This is a genomic window from Intestinimonas butyriciproducens, assembly GCF_016901775.1.
Taxonomy (GTDB): Bacteria; Bacillota; Clostridia; order Oscillospirales; family Butyricicoccaceae; genus Pseudobutyricicoccus.
In genome coordinates, this window is sequence record NZ_JACJKW010000004.1 from 85,436 (window position 1) to 111,643 (window position 26,208).

Annotated in this window: 33 protein-coding genes and 1 pseudogene; 23 read left to right on the forward strand and 11 right to left on the reverse strand. The window is 53.9% G+C overall.

Annotation, left to right across the window (positions count from 1 at the left end):
* The first annotated feature begins 6 nt into the window (after window positions 1-6).
* From H6A25_RS03210 to H6A25_RS12695, 23 genes and pseudogenes are all read left to right on the forward strand, one after another.
* Entirely contained in the window at window positions 7-408 is a 402-nt protein-coding gene (locus H6A25_RS03210) for a zinc-finger-containing protein (RefSeq protein ID WP_204750570.1), read from the forward strand.
* A 13-nt stretch (window positions 409-421) separates the two neighbouring features.
* Entirely contained in the window at window positions 422-1,033 is a 612-nt protein-coding gene (locus tag H6A25_RS03215; RefSeq protein ID WP_204750571.1) for a sigma-70 family RNA polymerase sigma factor, read from the forward strand.
* 40 nt (window positions 1,034-1,073) lie between these two features.
* On the forward strand, window positions 1,074-1,769 hold the full coding sequence (locus tag H6A25_RS03220) for a hypothetical protein (protein ID WP_204750572.1): 696 nt from the start codon (window positions 1,074-1,076) through the stop codon (window positions 1,767-1,769).
* 3 nt (window positions 1,770-1,772) lie between these two features.
* Window positions 1,773-2,273, forward strand: coding sequence for a hypothetical protein (locus H6A25_RS03225; protein ID WP_204750573.1), 501 nt, complete (start codon window positions 1,773-1,775; stop codon window positions 2,271-2,273).
* A 629-nt stretch (window positions 2,274-2,902) separates the two neighbouring features.
* A complete protein-coding gene (locus H6A25_RS03230; protein ID WP_087337084.1) occupies window positions 2,903-3,325 on the forward strand; it encodes a single-stranded DNA-binding protein in 423 nt (140 codons plus the stop codon).
* Between the two features lie 111 nt (window positions 3,326-3,436).
* Window positions 3,437-4,219, forward strand: a complete 783-nt coding sequence (locus H6A25_RS03235; protein ID WP_204750574.1) for a hypothetical protein — start codon at window positions 3,437-3,439, stop codon at window positions 4,217-4,219.
* 25 nt (window positions 4,220-4,244) lie between these two features.
* Entirely contained in the window at window positions 4,245-5,333 is a 1,089-nt protein-coding gene (locus tag H6A25_RS03240; protein WP_204750575.1) for a DUF932 domain-containing protein, read from the forward strand.
* 42 nt (window positions 5,334-5,375) lie between these two features.
* Window positions 5,376-6,209, forward strand: coding sequence for a hypothetical protein (locus tag H6A25_RS03245; protein ID WP_243423207.1), 834 nt, complete (start codon window positions 5,376-5,378; stop codon window positions 6,207-6,209).
* A gap of 1 nt (window position 6,210) precedes the next feature.
* A complete protein-coding gene (locus H6A25_RS03250) occupies window positions 6,211-6,777 on the forward strand; it encodes a sigma-70 family RNA polymerase sigma factor (protein WP_204750576.1) in 567 nt (188 codons plus the stop codon).
* Between the two features lie 22 nt (window positions 6,778-6,799).
* On the forward strand, window positions 6,800-7,039 hold the full coding sequence (locus H6A25_RS03255) for a hypothetical protein (RefSeq protein WP_204750577.1): 240 nt from the start codon (window positions 6,800-6,802) through the stop codon (window positions 7,037-7,039).
* 111 nt (window positions 7,040-7,150) lie between these two features.
* Window positions 7,151-7,819 (forward strand): YkgJ family cysteine cluster protein, encoded by a 669-nt coding sequence (locus tag H6A25_RS03260; protein WP_204750578.1) that lies wholly within the window; start codon window positions 7,151-7,153, stop codon window positions 7,817-7,819.
* Between the two features lie 5 nt (window positions 7,820-7,824).
* On the forward strand, window positions 7,825-8,034 hold the full coding sequence (locus H6A25_RS03265) for a hypothetical protein (protein WP_204750579.1): 210 nt from the start codon (window positions 7,825-7,827) through the stop codon (window positions 8,032-8,034).
* A 35-nt stretch (window positions 8,035-8,069) separates the two neighbouring features.
* On the forward strand, window positions 8,070-9,011 hold the full coding sequence (locus tag H6A25_RS03270; RefSeq protein ID WP_204750580.1) for a hypothetical protein: 942 nt from the start codon (window positions 8,070-8,072) through the stop codon (window positions 9,009-9,011).
* Window positions 9,008-9,454, forward strand: a complete 447-nt coding sequence (locus H6A25_RS03275; RefSeq protein WP_204750581.1) for a DUF6809 family protein — start codon at window positions 9,008-9,010, stop codon at window positions 9,452-9,454. Before H6A25_RS03270 ends, H6A25_RS03275 begins: the two co-directional genes overlap by 4 nt.
* A gap of 283 nt (window positions 9,455-9,737) precedes the next feature.
* Window positions 9,738-10,010, forward strand: coding sequence for a hypothetical protein (locus tag H6A25_RS12690; RefSeq protein WP_243423208.1), 273 nt, complete (start codon window positions 9,738-9,740; stop codon window positions 10,008-10,010).
* A gap of 25 nt (window positions 10,011-10,035) precedes the next feature.
* On the forward strand, window positions 10,036-10,491 hold the full coding sequence (locus tag H6A25_RS03285) for a hypothetical protein (protein ID WP_204750583.1): 456 nt from the start codon (window positions 10,036-10,038) through the stop codon (window positions 10,489-10,491).
* Window positions 10,492-10,501: 10 nt separating this feature from the next.
* Window positions 10,502-10,813, forward strand: coding sequence for a hypothetical protein (locus tag H6A25_RS03290; protein WP_204750584.1), 312 nt, complete (start codon window positions 10,502-10,504; stop codon window positions 10,811-10,813).
* 15 nt (window positions 10,814-10,828) lie between these two features.
* A complete protein-coding gene (locus H6A25_RS03295; RefSeq protein ID WP_204750585.1) occupies window positions 10,829-11,137 on the forward strand; it encodes a hypothetical protein in 309 nt (102 codons plus the stop codon).
* A gap of 19 nt (window positions 11,138-11,156) precedes the next feature.
* On the forward strand, window positions 11,157-11,429 hold the full coding sequence (locus tag H6A25_RS03300) for a hypothetical protein (protein ID WP_204750586.1): 273 nt from the start codon (window positions 11,157-11,159) through the stop codon (window positions 11,427-11,429).
* Window positions 11,430-11,524: 95 nt separating this feature from the next.
* The gene (locus H6A25_RS03305; protein ID WP_204750587.1) at window positions 11,525-12,415 is read left to right on the forward strand and encodes a hypothetical protein; all 891 of its coding nucleotides are present in this window, start codon (window positions 11,525-11,527) and stop codon (window positions 12,413-12,415) included.
* 54 nt (window positions 12,416-12,469) lie between these two features.
* Window positions 12,470-12,904 (forward strand): annotated as a pseudogene (locus H6A25_RS13150) (N-6 DNA methylase); the annotation flags it as partial.
* 471 nt (window positions 12,905-13,375) lie between these two features.
* Window positions 13,376-15,490 carry an SNF2-related protein gene (locus H6A25_RS03310; RefSeq protein ID WP_430651159.1) on the forward strand — a complete coding sequence of 705 codons (2,115 nt, stop codon included), beginning with the start codon at window positions 13,376-13,378 and terminating at the stop codon, window positions 15,488-15,490.
* 34 nt (window positions 15,491-15,524) lie between these two features.
* Window positions 15,525-16,217: a hypothetical protein gene (locus H6A25_RS12695; protein ID WP_243423209.1), complete on the forward strand. Its 693-nt coding sequence runs from the start codon at window positions 15,525-15,527 to the stop codon at window positions 16,215-16,217.
* Between the two features lie 148 nt (window positions 16,218-16,365).
* On the opposite strand, the gene H6A25_RS03320 is transcribed toward H6A25_RS12695, so the two are convergent.
* The 11 genes from H6A25_RS03320 to H6A25_RS03370 form a co-directional block, all read right to left on the reverse strand.
* On the reverse strand, window positions 16,366-16,548 hold the full coding sequence (locus tag H6A25_RS03320) for a helix-turn-helix domain-containing protein (RefSeq protein WP_204750589.1): 183 nt from the start codon (window positions 16,546-16,548) through the stop codon (window positions 16,366-16,368).
* Window positions 16,538-16,945, reverse strand: a complete 408-nt coding sequence (locus H6A25_RS03325; RefSeq protein WP_204750590.1) for a sigma-70 family RNA polymerase sigma factor — start codon at window positions 16,943-16,945, stop codon at window positions 16,538-16,540. Before H6A25_RS03325 ends, H6A25_RS03320 begins: the two co-directional genes overlap by 11 nt.
* Window positions 16,946-17,601: 656 nt before the next feature.
* On the reverse strand, window positions 17,602-18,033 hold the full coding sequence (locus tag H6A25_RS03330) for a winged helix-turn-helix domain-containing protein (RefSeq protein ID WP_204750591.1): 432 nt from the start codon (window positions 18,031-18,033) through the stop codon (window positions 17,602-17,604).
* A 67-nt stretch (window positions 18,034-18,100) separates the two neighbouring features.
* Window positions 18,101-18,469: a metal-dependent transcriptional regulator gene (locus H6A25_RS03335; protein ID WP_204750592.1), complete on the reverse strand. Its 369-nt coding sequence runs from the start codon at window positions 18,467-18,469 to the stop codon at window positions 18,101-18,103.
* A 15-nt stretch (window positions 18,470-18,484) separates the two neighbouring features.
* A complete protein-coding gene (locus H6A25_RS03340; protein ID WP_204750593.1) occupies window positions 18,485-19,003 on the reverse strand; it encodes a TetR/AcrR family transcriptional regulator in 519 nt (172 codons plus the stop codon).
* A 20-nt stretch (window positions 19,004-19,023) separates the two neighbouring features.
* Window positions 19,024-19,557, reverse strand: a complete 534-nt coding sequence (locus tag H6A25_RS03345; RefSeq protein WP_204750626.1) for a manganese efflux pump MntP — start codon at window positions 19,555-19,557, stop codon at window positions 19,024-19,026.
* A gap of 39 nt (window positions 19,558-19,596) precedes the next feature.
* The gene (locus H6A25_RS03350; RefSeq protein ID WP_204750594.1) at window positions 19,597-21,333 is read right to left on the reverse strand and encodes an ABC transporter ATP-binding protein; all 1,737 of its coding nucleotides are present in this window, start codon (window positions 21,331-21,333) and stop codon (window positions 19,597-19,599) included.
* A gap of 2 nt (window positions 21,334-21,335) precedes the next feature.
* Window positions 21,336-23,150, reverse strand: coding sequence for an ABC transporter ATP-binding protein (locus H6A25_RS03355; protein WP_204750595.1), 1,815 nt, complete (start codon window positions 23,148-23,150; stop codon window positions 21,336-21,338).
* A 160-nt stretch (window positions 23,151-23,310) separates the two neighbouring features.
* Window positions 23,311-23,928, reverse strand: coding sequence for an MptD family putative ECF transporter S component (locus tag H6A25_RS03360; RefSeq protein ID WP_204750596.1), 618 nt, complete (start codon window positions 23,926-23,928; stop codon window positions 23,311-23,313).
* 32 nt (window positions 23,929-23,960) lie between these two features.
* The gene (locus H6A25_RS03365) at window positions 23,961-25,376 is read right to left on the reverse strand and encodes an ABC transporter ATP-binding protein (protein ID WP_243423210.1); all 1,416 of its coding nucleotides are present in this window, start codon (window positions 25,374-25,376) and stop codon (window positions 23,961-23,963) included.
* On the reverse strand, window positions 25,376-26,089 hold the full coding sequence (locus tag H6A25_RS03370; RefSeq protein WP_087325443.1) for an energy-coupling factor transporter transmembrane component T: 714 nt from the start codon (window positions 26,087-26,089) through the stop codon (window positions 25,376-25,378). The genes H6A25_RS03365 and H6A25_RS03370 overlap by 1 nt, the downstream gene beginning before the upstream one ends.
* Window positions 26,090-26,208 lie beyond the last annotated feature (119 nt).

Genomic DNA, 26,208 nt, shown 5'->3' on the forward strand with positions numbered 1-26,208 from the left:
CTATCCATGAAACGAGTCAACATCAAATGCCCTTACTGCGGCGCCCGGGCTTTCCTGCGGCCGGCCTCCGTGGTATATGGGGAGCGGGCCGCCCCGGGGAGCAAGCTCTATGTGTGCGGCAACTATCCCGCCTGCGATTCCTATGTGGCCGCCCACCGCACCAGCCAGTTGCCGATGGGGACGCTGGCCGATAAGCAGCTGCGGCGGGAGCGGCAGGCCGCTCATGCCGTATTCAATCAGCTATGGAAAAGCGGCCTGATGTCCAAGCGGCAGGCCTATCTCTGGCTCCAGGCGAAACTGGATCTTCCGGAATGCGAGGCCCATATTGCCAAGTTTTCCGAGGGCCGCTGTCAACTGGTCATTGACCTGTGTGAAAAGTTCCTCGGCGCCCAGCGCCGGGCTGCTTAGGGAGGTGTGTCCAGTGAAATTCGATCACCCCCTCACCAGGGAACAGCAGCATCTGGTAGAGCAGAATATTTCACTGATCCATTGGACGATTTGGAAGTACATCGATGTCAAAGAGGAGATCTGCGGTTTAGCCTATGACGATCTGCACCAGGAGGGGGCCTTGGCCCTATGTTATGCCGCCGCCACTTACCGTCCCGGCGGCGCGCAGTTCAAAACCTATGCCATCACGGTCATCCGCAATCACCTACTGGACCATTGCCGCCGCATTGCGGCGCAGCTGAAAAATGTGCCGACCTGCTCTTTGGATACGCCGCCCTGTGAAGACCGGCCGCCTCCCGTCAGAGAGGCAGAGGTCGCGCAGGACGATTCAGAACAGTGGGTTTCAGCCATCTATGTCGCGCAACTGCTGGAACATGGGAAGCGACACTACAGCGGGGTCGCCAAATTGGGCGTTGAGGCGCTGGAGCTGAAGATCAAAGGCTACAGCGGCGCCGATATTGCCCGGCTGTACCATACGAAGCCGAATCATGTGGGCGCGTGGATCGCTCGTGCGGCGGAAAAGTTCCGGCAGGATGCGATCTCCGCAGATCTGCTCTCCCAAATGGGATTTGAAAAAGGGGCTTGAGATTCGTAGAAAATAGTAACCAGGAAAGGAGAACCTTATTATGGACAAACGGACATATTACACGGCGGTTGGCCGGTTCACCAAGCGGCATGATGCGGATGGGAATACATATCCCGTGGTCTATGTCAATCAGCAGGAATATCTTCTGGACCTCCAGGAAATGGCCGTGTGGACGGCGCTGACTTGGCGCCTGTCCGATTTCCGCCAGCTGGAGCGAAAGTATGATTTGCTGGCAAGGGAACTGCATCTGCTGGAGCCGCGCACCCTGGAAAACTGTCTGCGCCATCTGGAGGTGCGTGGGCTGGTGGCCTCCGGTAGCGGTGAGGATGACCTGGAGGCCCTGTATGATTTGCTCGGCGGATTGTATGTGGTGCCGATTTCAGAGAGCCTGCTTCTTCGCGTCGCCACCTTCGCAAAACTGACATTTCTGGGCGGCGTACCGTTCTCCACCACAAAGAACCTGTTTCAGCGGCGGAAGATGGATGAATGCGAGAATCGGATTTTGGCGCTGTCCAGACAGGCGCTACTATCCACTGCGGAGTTGGTCAAATGCGTAGAACTGGGGATCTTTGACCTCTCCTCCGGCGAGCGGGTCATAGACGCTCTGTACGATGACGTCGATACGACCAGCGATAATATCCGCTATCTGATGCTCAGCGCGGACAGCCGCACATCTGTCACCCTGGCGGTAGCGAACCTGTGTCTGGGCAAACAGATCATTTTTGAGAGGGTATAGGCGATGCGGCAGTTCAGAGACTGGCCCGCCGCCCTTCAGCGCAAATGGCTCTTGTCCTGGGCGGCGGGCGCGGCCTTCCTTACCGTAGGAATCACGGTCTTTCTCGCGCTGGAGGACCGGCCCCTGTTGATCATCAGCACCCTGCTGGCGGCTTGTGTCGCCCTGCGCTGCATGGCCTTTTACCGGACAGCGGCAGGCGGAAACTATGAAGTCATCACAGGCATCTGCGTCGGCCTGGGACACGCCGGCCTGAGACGGAGCCGGACGGTTCGGATGCTCTTGACCGACGGAACGGAATATGAGGTGGCGTTGGATAAGCGCATCGCTCTTCGGATCGGGAACCGCTACCAGCTTTACTTCCGCCTGGTCCCCGGCTTGTCCGGCGGCCAGGCGTTCCCCAGGCAGGCGCTTATGGACAGCCAGTTTTTAGCCCTTGAGGATCTGGGTGAGTACCACATAGACAAAGATGCTGAGGATGCCGTGCAGAAATCTGAACCGCACTGATGTGTTTTCCATACAGAAAGGCATTGAGGCGGAATTACGGCATACCGGCGGGAAAGGAGTATCCTTATGGACAAACCTCGGGCATATGAAAAAGTCAGCCAAATCACGCTTCCTGACCCCAGTGACCAGGACCCACACCCTCGGCTCCGGGTAAATGGACGCGGCATCCATGCCGGGGAGAGTTTTACAGCCCTCTTCCCAGACGGGTGGCACGACGTCACCCTGGAAGTATGCTGGGATGTCGCGGGCCCGGCCTGCTGGTATATCTCCAATGCCGGATTCTCCGGCATCTGCCCGGTCGGTCTTTTTGTTCGCCGGTAATTTCCTGCACCCATATCAGAGACACAAATTCTTGTAGAAAATTCAGCCGCGGCATACTATATATAGTATAATAACGCTTGACAAAATCAATATATAGTGGTACACTACCATTGTAATTGATTCTTTGTGCGCTCCTCATTTTGAGGGTAGGCTATGAAACAGCCTATGAGCGAGAGGTCTCGCATTGCACACGTTGTCAGGTTTGTACGTGAGTGCCAGCGGAACGACTGCGCCCTTTTGAGGGGTGTGTCTGCTCCCTGGTGCTTTTTATATATATTTAGTAAAGCCGTCAGGCGGAAAGGAGTGTTATGGCCCAAGCGATTGTTTTTGGCCGGGTCACCACTGGTCTTGAACTGAAAACCAGCTTGAAGAACAACCCCTATGTGATGTTTTCCCTGGCCGAACACTTTGGATTCGGGGAGGCCGCACGCACCCAATTCATTCAGGTGTGGGCGTGGGGGCATCTGGCACATCAACTGGTAAAATGCAGTGTGGCAAAGGGAAGCACGATTTGGGTATCCGGTTTTCTGGAGTTATCCGATTACACCAGAAAAGACGGCGTCACCAAGGACAAGCGCCTGAAGCTCACACTGAAAGACTGGGGGTTTCTTCCCGGCACAGGACGATCCAGGCAAGAACCTGCATCTCAAACCGGCGCAATGGAGGCGCCCGCAGCAGAACCGCCCACTGCCGACATCATCGACGGTGAGCGGGAGGAACTTCCGGAGTGAAGCTCCGGGTACGCAAGAGGCACGATACTTAAATGATTCAGAGACATTCTGAACATTGGGTATCGTGCCTCTTTTTTTGTTTTCCGAGAAAAATGAAAGGTGGTATGAACTGTGAAACGACAGACTTCCCTCTGGGGGAGCATTTCCGTCCTGATCGGTGTGATCGTCGGCATCGTGGCCCTTGTCCGCGGGCCGGCTTTCTATCCGATGATCCTGCTGGCCTTTGCCGTGTGGGGCGTTTGGGCCGTTCTGACACTTGGCCTGCCCCGGTGGCGCACTGGCTATGTCCGGCGCCAGATGGCAAATGAAACGCAGAGTGTCCGGTCAGAACTGGATGCCGCAAATGTCCCTGTCGATGTGGCCCAAACCCTGCTGCGCCATGTCAATTACCGAATCTCCGCATATCTGAAATCCTCCCATCCGAATGCCCGCTGGGAATGGGTTACCCGAAATCCCGCACTCCTGGCGGTCCAGGGTGGGATCGGGCGCATCCGGCTCTATGGCGTGGATGATTACGACTATGCGGATGTAGAACTGGATCAGCAGGGTAGCCTCTCCTGTTCCCTGGTTCGCCTCATGGCGGAACAGATGCCTGACGGAGAACCGCCGGCTTCCCCCGGAATGCCGTTGGACCCCCGGATCTGGTACGACCAGCAGGGCCGCGAAACCCTGGAGATGCTGATCGCCGACCTGAACTCCAGAGGCTATAAGCATCTCGCGCTCAAAGAGGACGGGAGCATCTGCACTTCTCTCGACGGGGCAAATGAGGAAACGATCCAGAGCACCTTCAGCAACTTCCCGGCCAAGGTCTACTGGCCGCAGCTGGCGAAGGTTCTGGAGCAGGAAGGCCTGGCTGCGACCGTAGAGGCCAACTGCGTTTCCGTGGCCTGGTGACCATGGAAAGGAGCGTGGAAATGCAATGAAAACCGGACGGACAATTCAAGAGATGGCCGTCGAGATCATGCGCCAGAGCAAGGCCAAAGAGGACTACCTGGTGAACACCGGGAGCCTTGTCATGGAGGTGTGGGACGGTCAGCCCATGCTCCACCTGCGGGATGCGGACGGCAGTGAGCTGGTCGATCCCTTGGACATCCAGAGTACAGCCCATCAGCAGATTGGCGATTATCTGGAGATCCCCAGGAAGTACTACCGGCGGATGCTCGGAGAGGATGCGGAACTGCTGGCCTATAATGTCAACCGCTGGTTCCAGCAAAAACCGGAGCAGCGCATGATCCGTACAATGGATGGCCGTGCCCGCGCCTTTTTGAGCAACCGCTACCGGCGCATCGACAACCTGGACATCGCCACCATCACCCTTCCCATCATCGGGGAAATGAAGGATGTCATCTATGCGTCCTGTGAATTGACCGAAGACTATATGTATATCAAGGCCGTCAATCCCCGCCTTACTGCAGAGGTCGTGCCTGGGGATGTTGTCCAGGGCGGCGTCATCATCACCAACAGCGAGACGGGACACGGCTCCGTGTGCGTGCAGCCATTGATCTACCGTCTGGTATGTTCCAACGGCATGGTGGTCAATGATGCCAAGGCCCGCCGTTACCATGTGGGACGGATCGCCAGCACCGATGATGATTTTCAGATCTACTCCCAGGAAACGCTGGACGCTGACGATCAGGCTTTTGTTCTCAAACTGCAGGACACGGTTCGGGCGGCGGTGGATGAAGCCAAGTTCGCCGCAGTCCTGGACAAGATGCGGGAGAGCAAGGACGCCAAGCTGAACACCGCAGACATCCCCAATGTGGTCAAGCTGGCCAGTTCCAATTTTAAGATCACCGAGGCGGAAAGCGCCGGCGTCCTTCAGCACCTGATCGAGGGCGGCGACCTGACCCTCTACGGCCTGGCCAACGCCGTGACCCGGTACAGCCAGGATGTGGAGAACTATGACCGGGCCAGCAAGCTGGAGGAGATCGGCTATCAGGTGATGACCATGTCCCCCAAGTTGTTCCAGGCGATCAATCAGATGCAGCCGGTCACACTGGCTGCGTAACACCAAAGTCATTTTGATTCAGATTTTTTAGGAGGTTTTTTTATGAATAATACGATGGTCAATGAGGCTCTCGCCGAGCGCACTTCTTTCATCATCCCCAAGGTGTCGGACAGCAAGTTTTCCAGCGCGGAACTGGCCGACGATATGGACGGCCTGCAGTTGTCCTTCCAGCGGGCGAAGATCCCCGGCGGCGGTGTGCTGCAGTTTGAACTGCCCGGTGAGGACCCGGAGAATCCGGACTATGTGCAGACGCTGGAGGGCGTGATCCTCTTTAACCACTCCGCCAACTCCTACTGGCCGGCGGGGAGCGAGTATGATGACAACACGCCGCCCCAGTGCCAGTCGGTAGATGGCAAGGTGGGCTATGGCGACCCCGGCGGGATCTGTGAAGCCTGCGACTACAACAAATTTGGAAGCGACCCCAACGGCGGCGGCAAAGCCTGCAAGAATATGCGGGTGCTGTACCTGCTTCGCAGCGGCGAAATGATGCCGATCCAGCTCTCCCTGCCGCCCACGAGCATCCGCCCGTTCACGACCTTCGTGAACTCGGCGTTCCTGCTCCGCGGCCGCCGCGTCTGCTCCGGCCTGGTGCAGATCGGGCTTCGGAAGGGCTCCAGCAATGGGTTCACCTACAGTGTGGCGACCTTCAAGAAGCTGCGTGACTTCGAGGGTGAGGAACTGGCCCAGGTCTGTGCCTATGCCGATTCCTTCCGCGACCAGATTAAGCAGACCCTCTCGGAGCGTGCCAGTCAGAATGAGGCTCAGGCCGGCGACGGCGTCGAAAGAGTCTCGGCTTCCAGGGTGATGCCCGACAATGGCGACCACTTTGCCATCGGCGGCGTGATCGACGGCGAGCGGGATCTCCTGCCCGCTTGACTTGCCCCGAATCGCACGGAATACCGGGCGGAAAGTTTCCCTGCCGGAGCAGCAGGCCCCCGCTCTCACTTCAGAGGTTTTGTCATCGGAAGAGCGCCGCTTTGCCGCGGAACAGCACAATCTGATTTATACATACCTCAGTGAAAAGGGGCTGTACCACGGAGACTATTACGACATAGCGGCTTTTGGCTACCTCCGGGCAGTCAAGCGGTACCTCACGGAACCGCATCTGCGAAAATACGCGTTCTCCACGATTGCCTGGCGTGCGATGCGCCAGAGCATCGCGGCCTTCCACCGCTCAGAGGAGCGGCGGAAGGCTACGGAACGCGCCTATGCCGAGAACTACCCCGTGGCCGCAGATGCCTGGGATGACCTGGAGGGCGACCTCATACTGCATGACTTGGCCGCCGTTTCCAGCCAAGAGCAGTATACTGTCGCCCGGCTCCGACTGCAGGGCTATTCCATCGCGGAGGCCGCTCTTGCACAGGGAGTCAGCCCCAAGCGCGTCCGAAAACTGCTCAAGGAACTTTACCGGGTCTATTTGGCTCTTACAACCAACGACACATGAAATCAAGAAGGGAGTTTTTGAAATGACGGAAAAGAAAAGTACCACCATGCATGGCGTGCTGGTGTATCCCCTCCAAATCGGCGCCTGCGCCTTGATTTTTCATCGGGGGCAGTTGATCCGCACTTCCACCGTCGTGGCGATCCACTATGATGCCCCGGAAGTGATGCAGTTTGAGACGCTGAATACCCACTACACGCTGCTCTTGGACCCTACCCCGCAGATGGCGGCAAACCCGACGATGCCGGTCTTGGCGGCCGCCTAAAAGGGGACGTGTCCGATTTTAACGGCTCATAGCCGCCATTAGGCAGGGGCGCATTGCAGAACACCATGTTTCTACAATGCGCCCCTTTTTCTTTTTGTGGAGGAAAAATTGATGGGAACATTGACAAAACCGCTTTCCCTTAAAGACCAGGTTTCCTTCCAATGCCGGCTCTGCGGCGACTGCTGCCGGGGCCTTGAGGGTCAGTTGATGCTGGAGCCGCCGGATGCCTACCGTCTGGGACGGCACCTACGGGCATCCGGGGCAGTAGCCGAAATCGAGGATGTCTACGCCAAGTACGCCCATGTCTCCATGCTGGCGGAGGGAATCCCCATTTTTCTGATGAACACGGTGGGGGCGGATCATGCCTGCGTGTTCCTGAAGGAGCGCCGCTGCACAATATATCGCGCCCGCCCCCGTGTATGCAGGCTCTACCCGTTTTCGGCATTCCCGGGTGGATCGGGAGAAAAGTTCCGGTATGCTCAGTGTGTAGATAGCAATGCCGCGCACTTCTCCGCCGGAACCGTCTGCGTCCAGGATTGGATGTGGCGGAATTTCTCCAACGAGGACCGGGCCTTTCTTGAAAAAGAAGCCGGTTACACCGCTGAGCTGGGCCGGCTCCTGCGCGGTGCCAGCTCGGAAAAGCGGCGGGAATGGCTGTTCCCGCTCCTGTTCTACCGCTACTACAACTACGACCTGGAGCGGCCCTTCCCGGAGCAGTATGAGCGAAACCACCGGGAACTGCTGGACCACCTCCGCCAAAACGGACGGAAGGAGCGGTGATTGGGATGTATGTACTGGAACACCGTGTCCCCTGTCCGACAGGCCGCCGGCGCCATCGCTGGCAGGCCGCCGCCATCTGCGGGAAAGTAGACCTGCTACGAAAGATCCGGGACGCCCAGCTGGATGCGGACCACTGGCGTATTGTAATGGCGCCCGGTTCCTGTGAAGACGCCCTGCGCCGGAATGCGGCGATGGCATACTGCAAGGCCGGCTGACCCCAACACAGTGATAAAAGAATGGAGTATGACAAATGAACCATAACATTCAGAATAGTTCCCCGGACGGGTGGTGCAGATGCGAAAAGAAGGAAGATACCTTCGCACAACGATCTGACCTCTATGTGGAAGCCTTCCTGCCTGATGGCTGGTGGCTTCAGTATGGCCGGCTCGATCAGCCGGAGTCAGACAGGTTCCTGTACCTGATGGGCTGGTGTATCCGGTGCCGGGGACGAATGCGCTCCGGCGTTTCCATTCCCGGTGAGCTGACCGGGGACGATCTGCTGGAATACATCTACAACCAGATGCGGCGCTACCGCCCCTTTTCCGCAGGAAACCAGGAGACCGGGAGGTATGCCACAGGTTACTTTTCGGGGCGAACCGCCTGGTATCAGCGGCAGGATGATCTGTCCCTGGCCGACTATAACAAGCAGTTCCTCTCCCTGTTCCATTGGGAAGATCAGAAGGCGGTCTGGGACTGGCTCGACGAACATCATCGGGAGGAACCCTATACCCGGCCCCGGCGTGACCGAAAAAGCACACTGCTGGAGGCAATTTTGGAGCGGGCGAGGGCGGATGGAAGCATCTCTGGGATCGAGCCGATCCTGGATTACTACCTACCGAACCCCAGTGAGCCTAATTTCTCTGATCGGGACACATACCTGACAGACTATCAGTTCGATATTGTCCCGGCCATCATGTTCGGCTCAAGCGAGGGCATCTATGTGGATGTGTACCTGGAGGGGAAGTTTGACGGCTCCGACTGCCGGAAAACCAGCCTCGCCACCTTCAAAACATTGGACACCAGCCTGGATGCCTGTCGTAAGATGGGCGAGCTGTGCGGCATCCTTATGTATCACGGCTCCCGCTATGTCAATCAAAACATCCACCGCTATACTCCGCAGAAGGAACTGGAGGCGGAGTATGCGAGGAAGATGGCTGCCGCTGATACCGGGAAGGAGGGTGAACAGACTTGAATTTCCATGAGACTGTGATGGGAAAGACCTTTTTCCAGGGCCAGCTCCCGAAGCTGATCCAGGTCCTGTCGCAGATCGCCCAGGCCCTGAACGCTCCCCGGCCGGCCTTTCTGGTTCAGCCGGAGGTTCCGCCCGGTTTTCTGACGGAGCTGTATCACGGCAATTTTGACCCCTCGGACGTGCCGGAAACCCAGGAGATTGCGGACAGCAACCGGGAGATCTCCCGGTTCCAGGAAACTCTCCGGGCGGCCCTGCCTGAGAGCGTGTGGGAGCAGATCGAGACTTACCGGGATCTGCTGGATGCCCGGTCTATCCGGCAGTCGGAACAGGCGTTTGCCGCCGGATTCCGCTGTGCGTCAACCATGCTGGCGGCTGGCCTCTCCGCCCCGCCGGCTGGGAGCGTCGCCGCTGAGAAAGGGCAAAAGGATGCCAAAGCAGATTGATTCTCTGTCGGGAATTGACCTCGACTCGCTCCGCCTGGAGGATATTCGCTGGCATTCATCTACCGGGATCGCTATTTCATCCGGGAGCGGGCGGGATCGGACCTACAGCTATCGGACCGGCGTGATTACGGACTTGGGTGACATCAAGACCAGTCTATGGCGCCAGATAGCGGAGGCCGTAGCACAGCGCCGCGGAGAACAGTGGCTGGTTGATGCGCTCACTGAATGGGAGCGGACGCACAATTATACTAAGGTTTCAGCAAGTCAGCTTCGCCTGGAGGCATTGCACAAATACAGCATGAGCCTCCAGGACTGGCCGGAGTGGGTGGACTATATCCCATTCAACCGCAAGTACCGCCCACGAGTGTTGGAGCAGGCCCATATCGTCACCGTGTTCAACGCCTGCTGCGGTAAGCCGGGCGAGGTCACCCAGGAGCAGATCGACCGGGCGTGGCGGGGCCAGATCGCCTGCCCGTGCTGCGGCCGGTGGAGCCTGTTTTCCATCTGCCTGCCGGATGGCACACTGCCCTGGGAAGAGTCTGCCGGCGGCCAATAACAAATTTGTCAGGAGGAATATGAATATGCGTCACCTTGTATTTCAGGTGAAGGAGAATGAAATCGAGCCTTGCCACTGTTTGAAGTGTCCGGCAGACGGACGCTATGAGAAGGCGGAACAGTCTGATGTGGAGATCCAGCGGTTCCTGCTGTGGGCGCACAAGGCCGGCCTTTTGAAGGTGTGGGGTTCCAGGCGCTTCGCTCTGGAGCCGGATGCCGCGCATAAGGTTCTGGCCCCAAAGTATCCTGCGTTCCTAAGCGCCGTGCAGGCGCTCTCTGCCGTGACGCCGGAAGTCTTTGAGCGGGATGACCGCCTGCTGGACAATCTCCAAATCGATTTGAAGCACGCGGTTGCTGGACCACAGGCGTATTACATTTCGCTGGAGAAGCAGGCGCCGATCCCCTTTGAGCGGTTTCTGCGTGTGGCAAAGCCGGAGCAGACCTATTACATCGGCGGCGTCGTGCTGACATTTCGGGACTGAAGGAGGGAACTTGGGAATGGAGTACCGTGAGATATACAAGGCTCTGGAGCGCCGGTGGCGCTCTACTCCGGGCGTCCGCTTCACAGATTTCAGCGGGTGGCGTCAGCCCAGGGGTGCTGATGGCCGGGCAAGGCTCCTGCTTCTGATCGAGGACCAGGCCACGATGCAGCGGGTGTGCATCACGCACGCCGGCGGCTCGGTGGTGATTTCCTGCGCCCCGATGTCTGGCCGTGGAACGACCAAGACCATTCACTGCGGAGATCAGACCCGTGCCGCGGAAGAACTGGAGCGTCTCTTTGGGCGTCTGGACCGGGCCGCGTGAGAAATGGAGTGCTGAATGGTTTATCAAGGGAAAGAAGTATTGACGCAGGACACATTTTCTTATGAGACGGCCAGGCCCGGCGACTTTGTGGAGCAGGCCGTTGTGGATGACGCGATGAACTGTATGCCCCCGGCCTGCATGACCGGGCGGTGTTCCCAGATGGGTACACCGCATTCCCACCGTCTGGACCCGCAGACCGGCCATTGGCGTGCGACCTATGCCACCTTCAAGCGGTGCCTGGACGCCTCCGGCGTCTGGGAATACTGCGGCTACTGTTTCCAGGGCGAAACGGTGGAACGAGGCAAAGAGCCCGTATACTGTTGACCTACAGCGGAGGAAATTTATGTCAATTTTGAAGATCGTCCCTGGAAAGGACTATCAGGTACTGATGGATTATCTAAGCGATCCTGGCGTAGTGCTGCTCCCGGAGTCTGTCCTCGCGGGGTTCTCACCAGAGATCCAGCGGAAATTCCGCCGGATGGACCAGGAGGCCCAGATCGACTATGACTTCGGCGGCGAGCCTGACGTCTATGTAGATGTGATCAGGAGCGACTGCTGCTACGCCTACAAGACGCTGACCGCCGCGGAGGATGACGGTAGCGAAGATTTGACCTGATGGCCCGCCGCGAACGCGGCAAGCATATACCAAGCCCGGAGGAATGCGCCTACAACGTGTTCCTCCGGGTTATTTCTATATTTGGAGGATCAAAGATGCTGAACCTGTTGGATAAGTTTGAAACAGTCACTATAAAGGCGGACGTCCGTATCACGCCGGAGGACAAAGCCTTTTGTGAGGCGCATCAGGCGGCCTATGACGCCGCGGTACAGTCTTTCCAGGAGCTGGCCTTTTTCTGGGCGGACATGGAAAATACGCAAAAGGAATTGCTGGGCGGCTCGGACACCTCCTATCTCTCTTCCCGAGACGGCCCTGAGATCTCCCAGCGGCAGATCAACAAGCACCTGGAGCATCTGCACTGGGCGGTCATCTATAACATCGTCCACTACTTCAATTCGACCTATCATGTATCCGTGTCTGCCGACCATCTGGCCGACAATCTGCTTCCCCAGAGGCCGGATCTCAAGATGTATGAGAACAAAGAGGCCCATGACGCATACCACAAAAAACTACAGGCAGCCAAGATCCGTTATGAGGACGTGGTGGATCAGATTATCCTCCTGCTGGATGGGCGTAGCTTTGCCGAACAGGCATTCCACGAACTGGCGGAGAAATGTCACAAAGCGTCATGGAACTTATATAAAAACAGGCCGGAGTATGAGCGGAAGAAAGCCCTCATTACCTTCAACGGCTACTTCTGCACGAATCACCACTACAGCTGGCAGGACGAATGGACGCTGGAGGATAAAACAAAAGACATTTTGCGGGGCGTCGCCCACTATGAGACCGGGGTATTCAATCTCTATCCTCTGGGCCTTTCCGAACTGCTTGGGTATAACCGAAGCCCCAGCAATGAACACGAGTTCTCTACCTGCAAAAAGGTAAAAGGACTGAAGATGTTCAAAAACGGCCGTGTGGACATCCGCTTTGCCACGGAGACCGACGCTGCGGAGTTTACGGCCAAATACCTCGGCCTTGTCCCGTGACAGGTCGTGCGAAAAAAAGAGGTGAGACATCGAATGAAATATGCACAGCAAGAGATGAACTTGACCCGTGAACAGCGCAAGACCCTCAACGAGAAAGTCCTCTATCTCATTGACAGCAACAGCGTGGAACAGGCCGGCATCACCAGCGAGGACATTTACAACGCATACACCGGAGAGGGCGGCCTGCACGGTCTGGAGCGGGCCGACTTCGACAGCTATTACGCCTACAGTGAGAAGAAAAAAGAGATCGAGAACGGGCAATTCTTCACGCCCCCGGCCATTTGCCAACTGGTGGCGGAGAGCCTGCGTCCTTCCATCAGCGATGTGGTGGCCGACCTCACCTGCGGGAAGGGCAGTTTCTTCAATTTCATGCCTGTGGAGACCAACTGCTATGGCTGTGAGTTGGACGCCAGGGCCTATAAGGTGGCCCACTACCTCTATCCCGGCGCACGTCTGGAACTGACCGACATCCGCGCCTATAGGCCGGACCTTCGCTTTGACTATGTGGTCGGCAACCCGCCCTTCAACCTCAAATGGTATGCGGAGGACGGGGAATGCCTCTCCCAGCTCTATTACTGTATCAAAGCCGCCCAGGTACTCAAGCCCCTGGGCATCCTGGCCCTGGTCACGCCCTGCTCCTTCCTGGCGGACGATTTTACGGACAAGGCCATGATTCGTGAGATGGAGGCGCGGTTCAGTTTCCTCGGCCAGATCGCCCTGCCGGAGGACGCCTTCTCGGCCTTGGGAGTCGCAAGTTTCCCCACAAAACTGCAGTTCTGGCAGAAGAGAAGCGACCTGAAGGACTGGACGGCCCGCCGCTACACCACCAGCACCCTATATGCTCTTGCCGACGGTTTCGACCCGGAATCTGAAGCGAAACGGTTGTATGAGCGGGTGCTGATGCTTCCAAAATCGGAGCTGGAGAAAAACCGTTCCCATGTGCTGCTGGAGCTTGCCCGGATGAAACAGACCTCCGTGGGGTTCACCTATGAGACACAGAAACTGCTCTATCAGATCAAGGCGCACCCGGCGGTGCGGGACCGATACACGAAATGCTGTGAATACCTGCACCGTTTCTACACTGAGCAAAAGCCGGACAACATGGATTATAAGGAGTGGGAACGCACGCGGCTGACCGAGGCAAAGGTGCTGGCCTATCTGCGTGGCGCCCTGACCCGGCAGAACAAAAGGCCGACGCGGGACGTCATCGCTCTGGTCAAACAGAACGACCAGTTCCAGTACAAGGCATACAGCCCGAAAGCGAGCCGGCAGATACGGCCGGAGCAGAAGGAGCCTGTCCCCATCTATCAGGCCGTGCTGGACAACGAGCCGGGACGTTTTCCCGGCTATGAGCGTTTCCTCCGACGCCGGCGGCGGGAGTATGACCGTCAGAGCCAGTCCTTCCGTGAGATGCCGGAAGATCCGAACATCGCCACATGGCTGCAGGAATTTACCCTCTGGGACATGGAGAATGAAGAGGTAATCCAGCTCAACGACCTCCAGCGGCAGGACATCAACCGTATTCTGCAGAAGCGATATGGCCTTCTCCAATGGGAGCAGGGCAGCGGGAAAACGCTGGCGGCCATCGCCACAGGGATGTACCGCATGGAACAGCAGGGGCTTCACAGCACCTGGGTCATTTCCTCAGCCATTTCCATCCGCAACAACTGGGATGTGGTGCTGAAAAACTACAGCCTGTCCTATGTGTTCGTGGAGCGGCTGAAGGATCTGGAGCGCATCCGTCCAGGGGATTTTGTCCTGATGACCCTCAATCAGATGTCCAAGTACCGCAGGCAGATCAAAAAATGGGTGAAGCTCCACGGCAATAAGATCCAGCTGGTGCTGGACGAGAGCGACGAGATCTCCAATCCCTACGCGGTGCGGACAAAGGCCGCCCTGGACTGCTTCCGGCGCTGCCGCGCCAAGTTGCTGACCACCGGCACCAGTACCCGGAACAACATCGTGGAGTTCGCACCCCAGCAGGAACTGCTCTACAACAACTCCATCAACATGATCTGCTGGTGCAAAAGGGTCTATCACTACGACAGCGAGGCCGGCCGGGTCTATGAGAAGGGGGACAACGCCTACTATGGAAAGCCGATCCCTGCCTATAAGAAAGGGTATGCGCTGTTCTCCTCCTGCCATCTGCCAGACAAGCCCACTGTGTTTGGGGTGAGCGAGCGGACGCAGGACATCTACAATGCGGCGGAGCTGGACGCGATCCTCGCCAAGACCGTGATCACGCGAACCTTCGAGGAGGTGACCGGCAAAGACATCCGGCGCATCCATCAGGTGCCGGTGAAGTTTTCCCTGGAGGAACGCGCCGTATATGAACAAGTCATCAAAGAATTCGACAGGCTGTGGCGCAATTACTTCGCGTCCACCGGCAACCACAGGAAGGACGCCATGCTCAAACTGATGCAGCAGATCACCCTGTTGCTCCGGGTGAGCGCCGCCCCCAACACCCTGGCGGAGTACCAGGGCGGCACGCCAGTGAAGATCCGCAAAGCCGTAGAAATGGCCCAGCGGTGGGAGAACGAGATCGTGGCAATCGGCGTTCGCCACAAAGTTGTGCTGGACGCCTACGCTGAGGCCATCCAGGAGGCCATGCCGGACCGGCCGCTGTTCCTGGTGACCGGCTCGACCACCTCCTTTGCCAAGCGGCGGGCGCTCCGCAAGACCCTGCGGGAGAGTGGGAACGGCATCCTGCTCTGCACCCAGCAGAGCCTGCCCTCCAGCGTCAATTTCGATTTCGTGAACAAAATCATCATCCCGGAGCTTCACTACAACAACTCCGGCATGAGCCAGTTCTATATGCGCTTTATCCGCTATACATCCACGGAGTATAAGGACATTTACTTCCTCACCTACGCGGGGAGCCTGGAGTCCAACCTCATGCAGATGGTGGTGGCAAAGGAGAAGATCAATCTGTTCATGCGCGGCCAGGACACCAACCTGGACGAGATCTATGAGCGGTTTGGGATTGACTACAACCTGCTGTCCCTGCTCATGCGCCGGGAGGTGGACGAAAAGGGCCATCTAAATATCCGCTGGGGCGAGCAGATGATCGCATGAACGAAAAATTGTATTTTGAAGGGAGATTTTCTGAATGAAAGAGATCCGAATTTATCCGAAACTGGAGTTGCTGAACACCTGGGCCATTGACCGCACACGGTTCAGCCCGGACGCCACAAAGCCGCCGCTCTGCCTGCGCTGCGGCCAGCCGCTTGCCCCTGTCCTCGCCCAGAATGCCCTCAGCCGGCACGCGGATGTCTACATCTGCGACGCCTGTGGAACAGACGAGGCCCTGTGCGATGCGATTGGCTTCCCAAAGCGGTTTATTCTCTGGGATGCGGTGGAAAATCAGCGTCTGAAGGCGCCGGCGGATGATGACGCTTGGCTGCTTAAACCGCTCTGCTCATTCGATCAGATTTATCTGGATGCCACGGAAGACCAGATGGGCCGCAAATCCCCCAGGACGGAGCTTGCCTACTCCCGCTCCGATTATGATGGCCGGAAATGGTGGACAACCTGGTTCACGGTGTACGAGGAATTAAAAACGCCGGAGCGGGTCGCAGAGATCGACCAGTTTATGGATGCCCTGTTTGCCCTGCCGGAGATGGCCTCTCTGAACACCATGCGCCGGATGTGCCGGATCTACGCGGAGCCGACCGCTGATCCCACCGAATGCAACCTCTATTGTGATACCGAGCGGTTCCATGTGTGGCTGCGGCTCATTACCAGAAAGCGGGACTACAACCTGTATGTTCACTTCTATGTGAAAGAAAGCGAGGAAAAGTGATAAGCAAATCATAGTGCGGCGTTGTGCCGCTCCGTACAGCAGCCGGGCCAAGGGGAAATCCCCTTGGCCCGGCTTTTTGCCTGCATTTGCTGAAGTGCCATGCGGAAGGGCCGAGACTTTCCCGGCCCCTCCGCTTGACATTCCAACACTAAACCTTGAACCGCTTGATGCAGGTCAGAAGCGTGATACACAATTCTTGGTACACGTCTTCATCGAAAACCCCATTGACGACCGCCTCCTTCATCAGAAGGGGCTGGTAGAGCGACAGAAGTTTCTCTTTCGCTTGCTGATCCTCCGCCTGTGCCCGGAGTAACAACTCCTTAAAATTCATACTCGTCACCTCGCAATGCGTCTCTGATTTTGTGGATCACCCGGTAGTAAGCGGCGGTCACGCCCTTGTAAGTCAGGCCAAGCTCAGCGGCCAACTCGGTGAACGTCCGCTCGTCCAGAACATGAGCGTAGAAGATGTAGCGGTCCCGTTTCTCGATCTGGCGGAGGATCTGCTCCAACCCGATGGTATCAAACTGGGCGGGAGAATTGAAGTAGACGTCCACCGTGATCAGGCCGGGGATGTCCTGCCAGGAGTCGTCAAAGCACTCGTGGTCGTAGACCTTGCTCCTCGCACGGAAGAGGTCCACTTTCTTTCGTTGGATGGAGGTCTTCAGATACCGGGTAAACTGATTTTGCAGGATATTAGATTCTCCTTTTCCGCTGTTCCAAAATTTCACGGCGGTTTCCTCCTCTGTATCAAAGTTTATGGGAAAACTTTGATACCAGGGAGGTCCCCGGCATCTGAATGGTTGCCGGGCCGCAGAATACAGACAGCCGGTTTGACATCGGGACATCCATGCCGACGGTTCTCTATACAGTGTGCCAAGAAATCCGCAAAATGGAGTGTTTCTGGCAGACAATAGCCCAAACTCTTGTGAAAGAGATCCATCATGCCAATTCCAGCAATAGAGATTTTTGACGCAAAAGACTATGTGTGGTGGCGCAAATTGATAGCGGATTTTCTTGGCACGCATGGCCACAGCCATTTTGTGCCATCCTCCTTATCCTCTCTATGCGTCAGTGTATATACAGCGGTTTTTGCCGCTTTTTGTCGAAAAAATCAGGCGGGCTTACTCCGAGAGCCGGAGTAGGACCGCCTGATGTAAATTCTATCTGCTTTCACACGCCTGTGATGGATTTTACTATACCTCATACAATCCCTCCTCCAATTTCGTTGTTATATTGTCAGAATGAGAAGGTAAATGCCGATAATTGTATTGTACGAGGTGAATATCACAAAGATTTAATAAATACTTTTATGATCTGAATAAATGGAAAACAAGTGGAATAAAAACAACGCAAGGACAAAGGAAAACCCGTTGTCCTGCGCTGTTTATGGCCGTTTGGGAGGCTTATCCACCTTGTATCCCACTCCAAATACAGTTTTGATGTAAACCGGATGTTTTGGATCTGCCTCTATTTTCTGTCGTAGCCGGAAAATGGTGTTTTCCACGGTATTTGTCCCATAGGGATATATCTCGTCCCAGGCCGCCGCATAAAGTTGTTCTCTGGTGTAGACGCAGCCAGGTGTCTTAGCCATACAGTAGAGCATGGCATATTCCCCGTGGTTGAGGCGGATTTCCTTTCCCGCCAGAAGGACTTGCCGGTAAGCGGGGCGGATTTCCAATTCGCCGAGGAACAGTACAGAGGGAGCAGGAGCAGCGATGTCGATGACCTCTGCCTTTTTCTCCTGAAGGGCATCCATGACGGCCTTGAACACGCTGCCGTCCGGGTCAGCGGCTCGGATAACGATAATTTCTTCCATCGGATGCTTATCCCCCTTTACGCAAAAAGAGAGAGGCCGCAAGCACGGCCCCTCTCTTTTGCTGTGCTCAAGATTTTTGCTCAGACGCCGCTTTGAGGCGCTGAAAACTCTCGTCGCTGATGACATGCTCGATTCGGCAGGCGTCCCGTTCCGCTGTTTCCGGGTCTACTCCGGCTTCGATCAGCCGGTCGGTAAAGAAGCGGTGCTTTTCATAGATCTGCTCCGCCACTTCTCGCCCCACATCGGTGAGATGCAGAAAATAGCCCTCGTCCATCGTAAGAAAGCCTCCGTCCCGCAGGGTCGCCACCGCATTGCAGACGCTGGGCTTTGTGACCTCCAGGTGCCGGGCGACATCCACGGAGCGCACCATGCCCTTTTGCCTTTGGAGAACAAGGATAGCCTCCAGGTAATCTTCTCCCGACGCTCGGAGTTTCAAGGTTTTCCCCCAATCTTAAAGAAGCATAAACTTATCCATTATCTGGATGCTTCTGTGCGCTGTTTCAAAATCGTAGTTGCAACGGATAATTTCTAAGAACCCAGCCAAATATGCTTTGGACAAGAAGAATGGCAGATGCGCTTGTCGAGATAGTTCCCCTCTACACTGTAATAATCGTTGATACAATGTTTCGGATAGCATTGTGCGAAATTCAGCATAGAAGGGGGCATCCTTACATCGAACAATCGTCCTGAACACATCCCAGTAGGTATAGGTAAAGGTCAAGCATGGTTCAGGAATAATAGCATTGACATTTTCCTGGGGACATATCAGTTTTTCTAATAGTTCATTGGATGCTGGTTCAACAACAGCACGAAACAGTGCATCCTTGCTTGGAAAGCGATGATATAAAGCGCCGGTTGTCACTCCAGCCTGTCCGCAAATGTTCGCAAGGGAAGTGCCCTGATAGCCGTTTTGCAAAAAACCGTTTTTCGCATACCTCAAAATTCTTATAGTGGTATCTTTATCTACCATTTTTTCAATGGTCCTTTCTCTTATCCAGTAACGAGGATTTTCACCCCGATTGCGATAAGAATAAGTCCACCTATAATCCCTGCCTGCTTTTCCATGCGGTCGCCAAATATACTTCCGATTTTTACTCCCACACCGGAAAAAAGAAATGCAGTGCAGCCAATCAGCAAAACAGCCATCGCTACATTTACTTTCAATGCCGCAAATGTGATACCTACCGCAAATGCGTCAATGCTTGTTGCTATGGCAGCGGGGATCATTACCTTTGCGGCAATCGATGCAGAGTTCGATGTGGACGTTTCTTTTATTGTTTCTCTCAGCATATTCAAACCTATCAGAGTCAATAGAATGAAAGACAGAATACGAGAGATAGGCGCGATGTACTGAATTACGGTTTCCCCACATAAAAAGCCGAGAAGGGGCATAATTGACTGAAAGCCGCCAAAATACAGGCCGGTTACAATACACGCTTTTTTACATTGTCCTTGAATAGTTAATCCTTTGCCTACAGAAACGGCAAAAGCATCCATCGCAAGACCAACTGCAATTAAAAGCATTTCTACTCCGTTCAACTATGCCCCTCCTTCAGCTCCGATTTACACAGCCCAGCCAAGGCTCTCCTGCTGAATATGGAACAGCTTATGATACAGACCGTTCTTCTTCATCAGCTCATCGTGGGTTCCATGTTCTACCAGTCGGCCATTGTCAAGAACGAGGATCTGGTCCGCATCCACAACTGTACGGAGGCGGTGGGCAATCATAATAACCGTCTTACCTTCCACCAGTTTGGCAATCGCCTTTTGAACCAGGACTTCATTCTCCGGGTCAAGGGATGCTGTTGCCTCGTCAAGCAGAATAATGGGAGCGTTTTTCAGCAAGGCGCGGGCGATGGAAATACGCTGGCGCTCACCACCGGAAAGCGTACTGCCATTTTCACCGAGGACCGTCTGATACCCGTCCGGCATCTCCCGGACAAATTCATCACAATAGGCGGCTTTAGCAGCAGCAATCACCTGATCGTCTGTTGCGTTTGGATTGCCAAGACGGATATTGTTCATAACCGTATCATTGAACAGGGTCACATCCTGGAACACGAAGGACATATAAGACATGAGGCTTTCCGGCTCCATACTCTTGATGTCTTTTCCGCCCACTGTGATCTTTCCCTGCTGGACATCCCAAAACCGGGCAATCAGTTTGGAAATCGTGCTTTTACCGGAACCGGACGGGCCAACGAGGGCAGTCACGCTTCCCTGGGGGATTTTGCAGGAAACATCTTTGATGACATCTTCCTGATTGTAGGCAAAGGTCACATGGGAAAGCTCAATATCGCAATTCGGGACCGTTTTCCCTTCACCGTCCATTGCAGGAGTGGTGAGCAGGGTACGCATACGGCTTGTGACCACATTCAAATTCAGCAACGAGGACAAATTTGCCAGGATTGACAGGATCGGGCCGTAAATCCGTGTTACCATCAACAGGAACATAAGCAGCGGAAGAAGTTCAATCTGCCCATTCGTCAAGAGGATAGCACCGACAAAGATTGTGATACCAACGCCTGCCTGCAAAATCATACTGGCACTGGACATGAACACACCGACAGCCATTTCTACCTTGATGGCGATTTTTTTCATGGCAAGCAGAGCCTTATCCAATGCACTGAAATGAGAGCCGGACAGCCCGCAGGACTTGATGATCTTCATGCCTTCCAGGTATTCCTGTACCTGGTCAGAGGCAGCCAGCTTTGCGTCAACCTGCTTTTCAAACAGTTTCTTTTGATGGTTCCGGCTGAGCCAGATAATGAGGAAGGCAATCGGAACCGTGATGAATACGCACAGAGCAAGCCGCCAGTCAAAGAAGGCCAGCAAGATGCAGGTCAGGGTCACCGTGATGCCGTTTGCAATCAGCGGAGGGATCGTGCTGCTGAGCAGGGACTCCATGCTGCTGCAATCTGCCATCATATTCGTGGTCAGTTCGGAAAGGTCCTTGGTGTTAAAGAAATTCATAGGGAGTTTCCGAAGATGCTCTGCAATCCGCAGCCGGGTCGTGTTTGACTCCTTATACGAGGCAATGTAGGTTTTGCGGTAATCATTTTTGGCGGCCAGAAATACCAGAATGGCCGAAACAATACCTGCGCCCCACAGCATCCAGATATGGTTCCACTGGATGGAGCCGCCACTGACAAATGGCGTCAGAATTTCACTGAAGATCATAACAGTTACACAGAACGGCAGAAGCATAGCGAGGTTCGTCAATGTGCAGGCGAAGATTGCTTTTTTCAGATCTGCGTAACCCTTGTCTGATAAAAAGAGAGCTTTTTGTAATCTGCTCATAGTTACACCGCCTTTCCGCTGATTTTCCAGCCAATCGCTTCTGTATAGTGGTTCCACATCTGTGCATAGCGTCCGCCTGCGGCCACCAACTCGTCATGTTTTCCTTCTTCGACCAAGTGGCCTTTCTCCATGACGATGATCTTATCCGCATTGCGGATCGTGGAGAGGCGGTGTGCAATGATGATAACTGTCTTACCCTGCATCAGCTTTTCAAAGGCTTTCTGGATCAGATATTCATTCTCCGGGTCGCTGAACGCCGTTGCCTCATCCAGCACAATGATAGGCGAGTCTTTAATAATGGCCCGCGCAATGGCAATTCGCTGGCGCTCGCCGCCAGAGAGATGGATGCCTTTGGAGCCGACCACCGTGTGATACCCGTTGGGCAGTTTGGAGATAAACTCGTGGCATTGAGCCGCTTTCGCCGCCGCGATCACTTGTTCCTCACTGGCCGAAGGGTTGCCCATACGGATATTATCCAAGATGCTCTGCTTGAACAGGAAAATGTCCTGGAACACAAAGCTGACATGGCGCATCAGGTCATCCTCCGCCATATCACGCACATCTACACCGCCGATGGTAATGCTGCCGGAAGATACATCCCAAAACCGGGAAATCAGATTGGCAATCGTACTCTTGCCACCACCGGACGGGCCAACAATAGCCGTGATTTGTCCCTGCTTCGAAACAAAGGAAACATCCTCCAGCGCCTTTTCGTGTGTATCTCCCGTGTAGGAAAAACTGACATTCTTGAAAGCAACATCATCATTGGCGGGCTTCTTGGGATGGTTCGTTTCCGGCATTTCGGGGATGTTCAGAATTTCATCCATCCGAGCCACATTCCCATCAATCTGCATGAACGACTCGGAGATATACATGATCTTGTTCAACACACCGGAAATTGCGGGTACAAAGAGCAGATAGAAAATGAAGGTCATGGCAAACCCAGCAAAATCATCCGACCTGGAGCCGATTAAAATTCCGACGGGTACAAGGATCAGATAAACATTATTGATGATTGTGGTGAAGGCGGGCATACAGTTCTGCCAGCCCAGGGAAAATTTCAGGACCCACTCTGTATATCCGGTAATCGCTTCTTTGAGCTTTTTGAAAGAGGATGCCGTCTGGTTAAATGCCTTCACAACCGACATTCCACGAACATACTCCACAGAAGCGTTGTTCATTTCCTCCAGTGCTTTTTGATACTTGCCCATGTTCTCTTTCATCTCGCCGCTGCCAAATCCAATGAACTCAGCAACAAACGCCAGAACGATACCGACCAGAGAGGCAAGACCGAACCGCCAGTCAACGGCCAGCAGGATGATGACCATGACGATGGGAGCCGTGACAGACGCCACAAAATCCGGGAACTGATGGGCAATAAACCCTTCCACACTCTCGATATTCTCATCCATGATTTTACGCAGGCGCCCGCTGCCGATGGTCAAATGATAGCCCAACGGAATTTTGGTGATATGGTCAGCGAACAAGACCTTCAGTTCGTACAGTGTGCCGAACGCCGCCATGTGAGAACTGAAAATAGCCAGAAAATATAACAGGATATTCGCCACGATCCCGGCGAGCGCCAGCCAGCCATAATTCATGACCATCCCCATATCCAACTGGTCAAGGTTCGGGAAAACACCGATAATTGAGCGGATCATAAAATAGACCGCTATGTACGGGATGAACGAAGCAATGGCCGCCAGTGACGAAAGAACCGCAGCTAAAAATACAAGGCCCTTTCTGTCAGAAGCCAATTCCATGCATCGTGCCAAACCCGTCTTTGGTTTTGCCTGTTTCGACTTTGCGTTTGACATAGCATGAACCCTCCTTAAAAAGTGAAAATGGCGAGGTTAGGATTTGCTAACCTCGCCACTCATTTTATCAACCTTTGAAATTGCTTGCTACTCCATACCTCTGTTTTAGCGCCAAAAATAGCCCAAAGATACCAAGGAGTTAGTCGTAACTATATCGTCATTAGACAATGCCTGCCTTCTGGAAGTGCTTTTTGAACACACCTTTTGCAATCAAAGCGCCGATAATGCCTGCAACGAAGGTCACAACAGCAATGATGACTACCATTGTTCCATTCATAAAGCTATGTAGCTCCGTCAGATACTCGGCACTCACGCCGTTAGAGGTGGACATATCATCCACATAGCCGGTCATGATGACCATAGGAAGATAGGTTCCCAGCGCAAAGAACATCATATATACGGAATAGCCAATGGTATTCAGCCAGAAGCTCTTGTAGTGGCCGATACGGGCCAGAAGCTCCGCAATTACGGCACCGGCAATAAAACCGACGGCAACCGCCCAGCCTGCGCCAATCAGGAACTCAATTAGGCCGATCACCACACCGCTCAACAGAACGCTCCCGGCCTTTGGCACTTTAGCGCGCATCAGCATATAGATAATGCCTCCAGGAATTGCAGCAATGGCGCTCCCAAACGCGAAGGTCACCACGGTAGCTGCGGAGGCAAAGATGCACACCATTACCACAGCAAAGAATAACACCGTAAAAATGCCCAGCGTGATAAAGTCCTTTGCTTTCATTTTGTCGGATGCCCCGACAGGTTTTGCTTGTTCACTCATACAGATAGCCCCTTTCTATATTTTGTATATAACTAAGATGAAGTCCTTTCATCCACGCGAATGACGCGGGAACAAATCTTCATCAGTAGTTCATTATCATGGGAAATCACCAGGATGGCTTTTCCCCTTTTGGACAACGCACTTAAAATTTCTGCAACACTCTCCATGTTTTTGTAGTCCAAGCCGCTTGTAGGCTCATCAAAAATAAGTACCTCTGCATCTCGGAGTGCCGCAACGCCAATCGCGGTGCGCTGCTTCTGACCGCCAGATAGGGACATTGGATGCCGCTCTTTATAAATTGTCAAATTCAACTCGTCCAGAATATCATCTATTCGTTTTTCATCTTTATCCTTTTGGTCAGACAATGCCAGCAGTAGTTCTTGGTAAACGCTATCAGTAAACAGTTGATAGTCCGGGTCCTGCATGACAAGATACGCTTTCTTGATCCGCCGTTTACTTGGAACCGTACTGTTTTTGTATAGAACCTCTCCATGCAGTTCCTTTTGCAAACCACATAGGGTTCTGGCCAAAGTTGATTTGCCACAACCATTTTTCCCTACCACGCCGACAATTTCTCCAGGGTAGACACAAAAGTTTAGGTGCTGCGCCACGGGTTCTCCCTTTTCATATCCAATCGCGAGATCTCTGACTTCGACAGCCGGGGTATCGTTTCGAGAGGGTGTTGTTTCGGGAAGCTCTAACCTTGTAGGCGTATAGCTTCTAAGCCCCAGCGCCTTGATTTGCTCGGTATTGAGTAAAGCAAAATCACTGGCGGACCAAGATTGTTTCAGCTTACCATGCTCCATAAGGACAATGCGGTCGGCAATCCCATTCAAGAAGTAAAGGCGGTGTTCGGATACAATAATCGTTTTTCCCTGCGCCTTAATCAGCAAAAGTAGCCGCCGTAGTTCTTGAATAGCCTCCGGGTCCAGGTTTGAGGAAGGCTCGTCCAGAACAAAAATATCAGGGTTTAATGCGTAAACACTGGCAAATGCTATGGTCTGCTTTTGTCCGCCGGACAAGTCAAACAGGTTGCGATCCTTTAACTTCTCAATATGCAATTCCCGGATAGTCTGTTGGTAACGGTCCAGCATCACTTGATAGGGCATCCCCTTATTTTCCATACCAAACACAATCTCGCTGTCCGTATCCAGACTAAAAAACTGACTGCGTGGATTTTGGAAGACAGAGCCTATCTTGTCCGACAAATCGTGCGGTTGGATCGTGCGGGTATCAACTCCGTCAATGAGAACCGTCCCAGACATTTCCCCTTCGTAAAAGTGGGGAATAAGTGTATTTATCAACCTGGTCACACAAGTCTTTCCACATCCAGATTCGCCAGTAAGGACAACACACTCCCCTTTTTCAATCTGCAAATTAAAATTTTGCAGATTCTCCCGTTCAGCACCGGAATATTGAAAAGATACATGGTCAATATCAATCATCATCATATCCTCCCATATATCTGATATTTGCAGAAAAACAGCACCACAAAGGCAACGAGAAAGAAGAACAGTACCATCCAATCTTTAGCATGAACTTTTAGCTGAATGAACGAAGTCCGTTGCGCCGGATTATCAATGCCTCTCGTCACCGCAGAAGCAGATAATTCTTCTGCAATCGAAGCAGAGCGCATCACGATGGGGATAGCGATTGCCTCCAGAATGAGCATGGGGCGCGTGAATACATTTTTCCACGAAAGGGCGATGCCTCTTAACTTCATCGCGTCATAAATATTGTGGATCTCCTCACTGAAAGTAGGAAAAAAGCGCAATACCATAGCGAATGTAATGGTAATGCTCCGAGGAATTTTTAGCGAGTACATGGCCGCAATCAATTCGCTGACTTTCGTTGTAGCGATAAAAGTTGAAGCAAAGAGTACCACGGGTATCATTACCCGGATAAACAATGTGAAGATCGACAAAATAGTTTCGATGGCCTGGGGAAGGAAGGCGCAAAGCTGCTGTATTGCCGCAATTACCACATAAAAGATGATGTATTTCAATACAATCTTTTTCTGCCCCATCAGGCACGAAAGAATGCAGATAAAGGAAAAACACACGCTGCCAAGGACAAAATCTTTCAAGCCAAATACCATGAAGTTGATAAGTAAAAATAAAAGCAACTTGATTCGAGTATCTATGGTCAGCAGGGATACCACCTCCTAAATAAAAGCCGATGCGTTAGCATAAACTAACCGCACCGGCTCATTATATCTTTTTGCGTAAATTTTTTCTGCTCCATTCCTCTGGAAAGACCTGAAAAACAGCCCGTTCTTCC

Excerpts from the sequence above, each read along its gene's own strand:
- H6A25_RS03270 (WP_204750580.1), top strand. The coding sequence starts at position 8,070 with ATGAACCATAACATTCAGAATAGTTCCCCGGACGGGTGGTGCAGATGC.
- H6A25_RS03360 (WP_204750596.1), bottom strand. The coding sequence starts at position 23,928 with ATGAGTGAACAAGCAAAACCTGTCGGGGCATCCGACAAAATGAAAGCA.
- H6A25_RS03240 (WP_204750575.1), top strand. The coding sequence starts at position 4,245 with ATGAAAACCGGACGGACAATTCAAGAGATGGCCGTCGAGATCATGCGC.
- H6A25_RS03355 (WP_204750595.1), bottom strand. The coding sequence starts at position 23,150 with ATGTCAAACGCAAAGTCGAAACAGGCAAAACCAAAGACGGGTTTGGCA.
- H6A25_RS03210 (WP_204750570.1), top strand. The coding sequence starts at position 7 with ATGAAACGAGTCAACATCAAATGCCCTTACTGCGGCGCCCGGGCTTTC.
- H6A25_RS03365 (WP_243423210.1), bottom strand. The coding sequence starts at position 25,376 with ATGATGATTGATATTGACCATGTATCTTTTCAATATTCCGGTGCTGAA.
- H6A25_RS03230 (WP_087337084.1), top strand. The coding sequence starts at position 2,903 with ATGGCCCAAGCGATTGTTTTTGGCCGGGTCACCACTGGTCTTGAACTG.
- H6A25_RS03255 (WP_204750577.1), top strand. The coding sequence starts at position 6,800 with ATGACGGAAAAGAAAAGTACCACCATGCATGGCGTGCTGGTGTATCCC.
- H6A25_RS03350 (WP_204750594.1), bottom strand. The coding sequence starts at position 21,333 with ATGAGCAGATTACAAAAAGCTCTCTTTTTATCAGACAAGGGTTACGCA.
- H6A25_RS03300 (WP_204750586.1), top strand. The coding sequence starts at position 11,157 with ATGTCAATTTTGAAGATCGTCCCTGGAAAGGACTATCAGGTACTGATG.
- H6A25_RS03220 (WP_204750572.1), top strand. The coding sequence starts at position 1,074 with ATGGACAAACGGACATATTACACGGCGGTTGGCCGGTTCACCAAGCGG.
- H6A25_RS03295 (WP_204750585.1), top strand. The coding sequence starts at position 10,829 with ATGGTTTATCAAGGGAAAGAAGTATTGACGCAGGACACATTTTCTTAT.
- H6A25_RS03340 (WP_204750593.1), bottom strand. The coding sequence starts at position 19,003 with ATGGTAGATAAAGATACCACTATAAGAATTTTGAGGTATGCGAAAAAC.
- H6A25_RS12695 (WP_243423209.1), top strand. The coding sequence starts at position 15,525 with ATGAAAGAGATCCGAATTTATCCGAAACTGGAGTTGCTGAACACCTGG.
- H6A25_RS03225 (WP_204750573.1), top strand. The coding sequence starts at position 1,773 with ATGCGGCAGTTCAGAGACTGGCCCGCCGCCCTTCAGCGCAAATGGCTC.
- H6A25_RS03345 (WP_204750626.1), bottom strand. The coding sequence starts at position 19,557 with ATGCTTTTAATTGCAGTTGGTCTTGCGATGGATGCTTTTGCCGTTTCT.
- H6A25_RS03285 (WP_204750583.1), top strand. The coding sequence starts at position 10,036 with ATGCGTCACCTTGTATTTCAGGTGAAGGAGAATGAAATCGAGCCTTGC.
- H6A25_RS03305 (WP_204750587.1), top strand. The coding sequence starts at position 11,525 with ATGCTGAACCTGTTGGATAAGTTTGAAACAGTCACTATAAAGGCGGAC.
- H6A25_RS03265 (WP_204750579.1), top strand. The coding sequence starts at position 7,825 with ATGTATGTACTGGAACACCGTGTCCCCTGTCCGACAGGCCGCCGGCGC.
- H6A25_RS03310 (WP_430651159.1), top strand. The coding sequence starts at position 13,376 with ATGAAACAGACCTCCGTGGGGTTCACCTATGAGACACAGAAACTGCTC.
- H6A25_RS03320 (WP_204750589.1), bottom strand. The coding sequence starts at position 16,548 with ATGAATTTTAAGGAGTTGTTACTCCGGGCACAGGCGGAGGATCAGCAA.
- H6A25_RS03260 (WP_204750578.1), top strand. The coding sequence starts at position 7,151 with ATGGGAACATTGACAAAACCGCTTTCCCTTAAAGACCAGGTTTCCTTC.
- H6A25_RS03245 (WP_243423207.1), top strand. The coding sequence starts at position 5,376 with ATGAATAATACGATGGTCAATGAGGCTCTCGCCGAGCGCACTTCTTTC.
- H6A25_RS03330 (WP_204750591.1), bottom strand. The coding sequence starts at position 18,033 with ATGGAAGAAATTATCGTTATCCGAGCCGCTGACCCGGACGGCAGCGTG.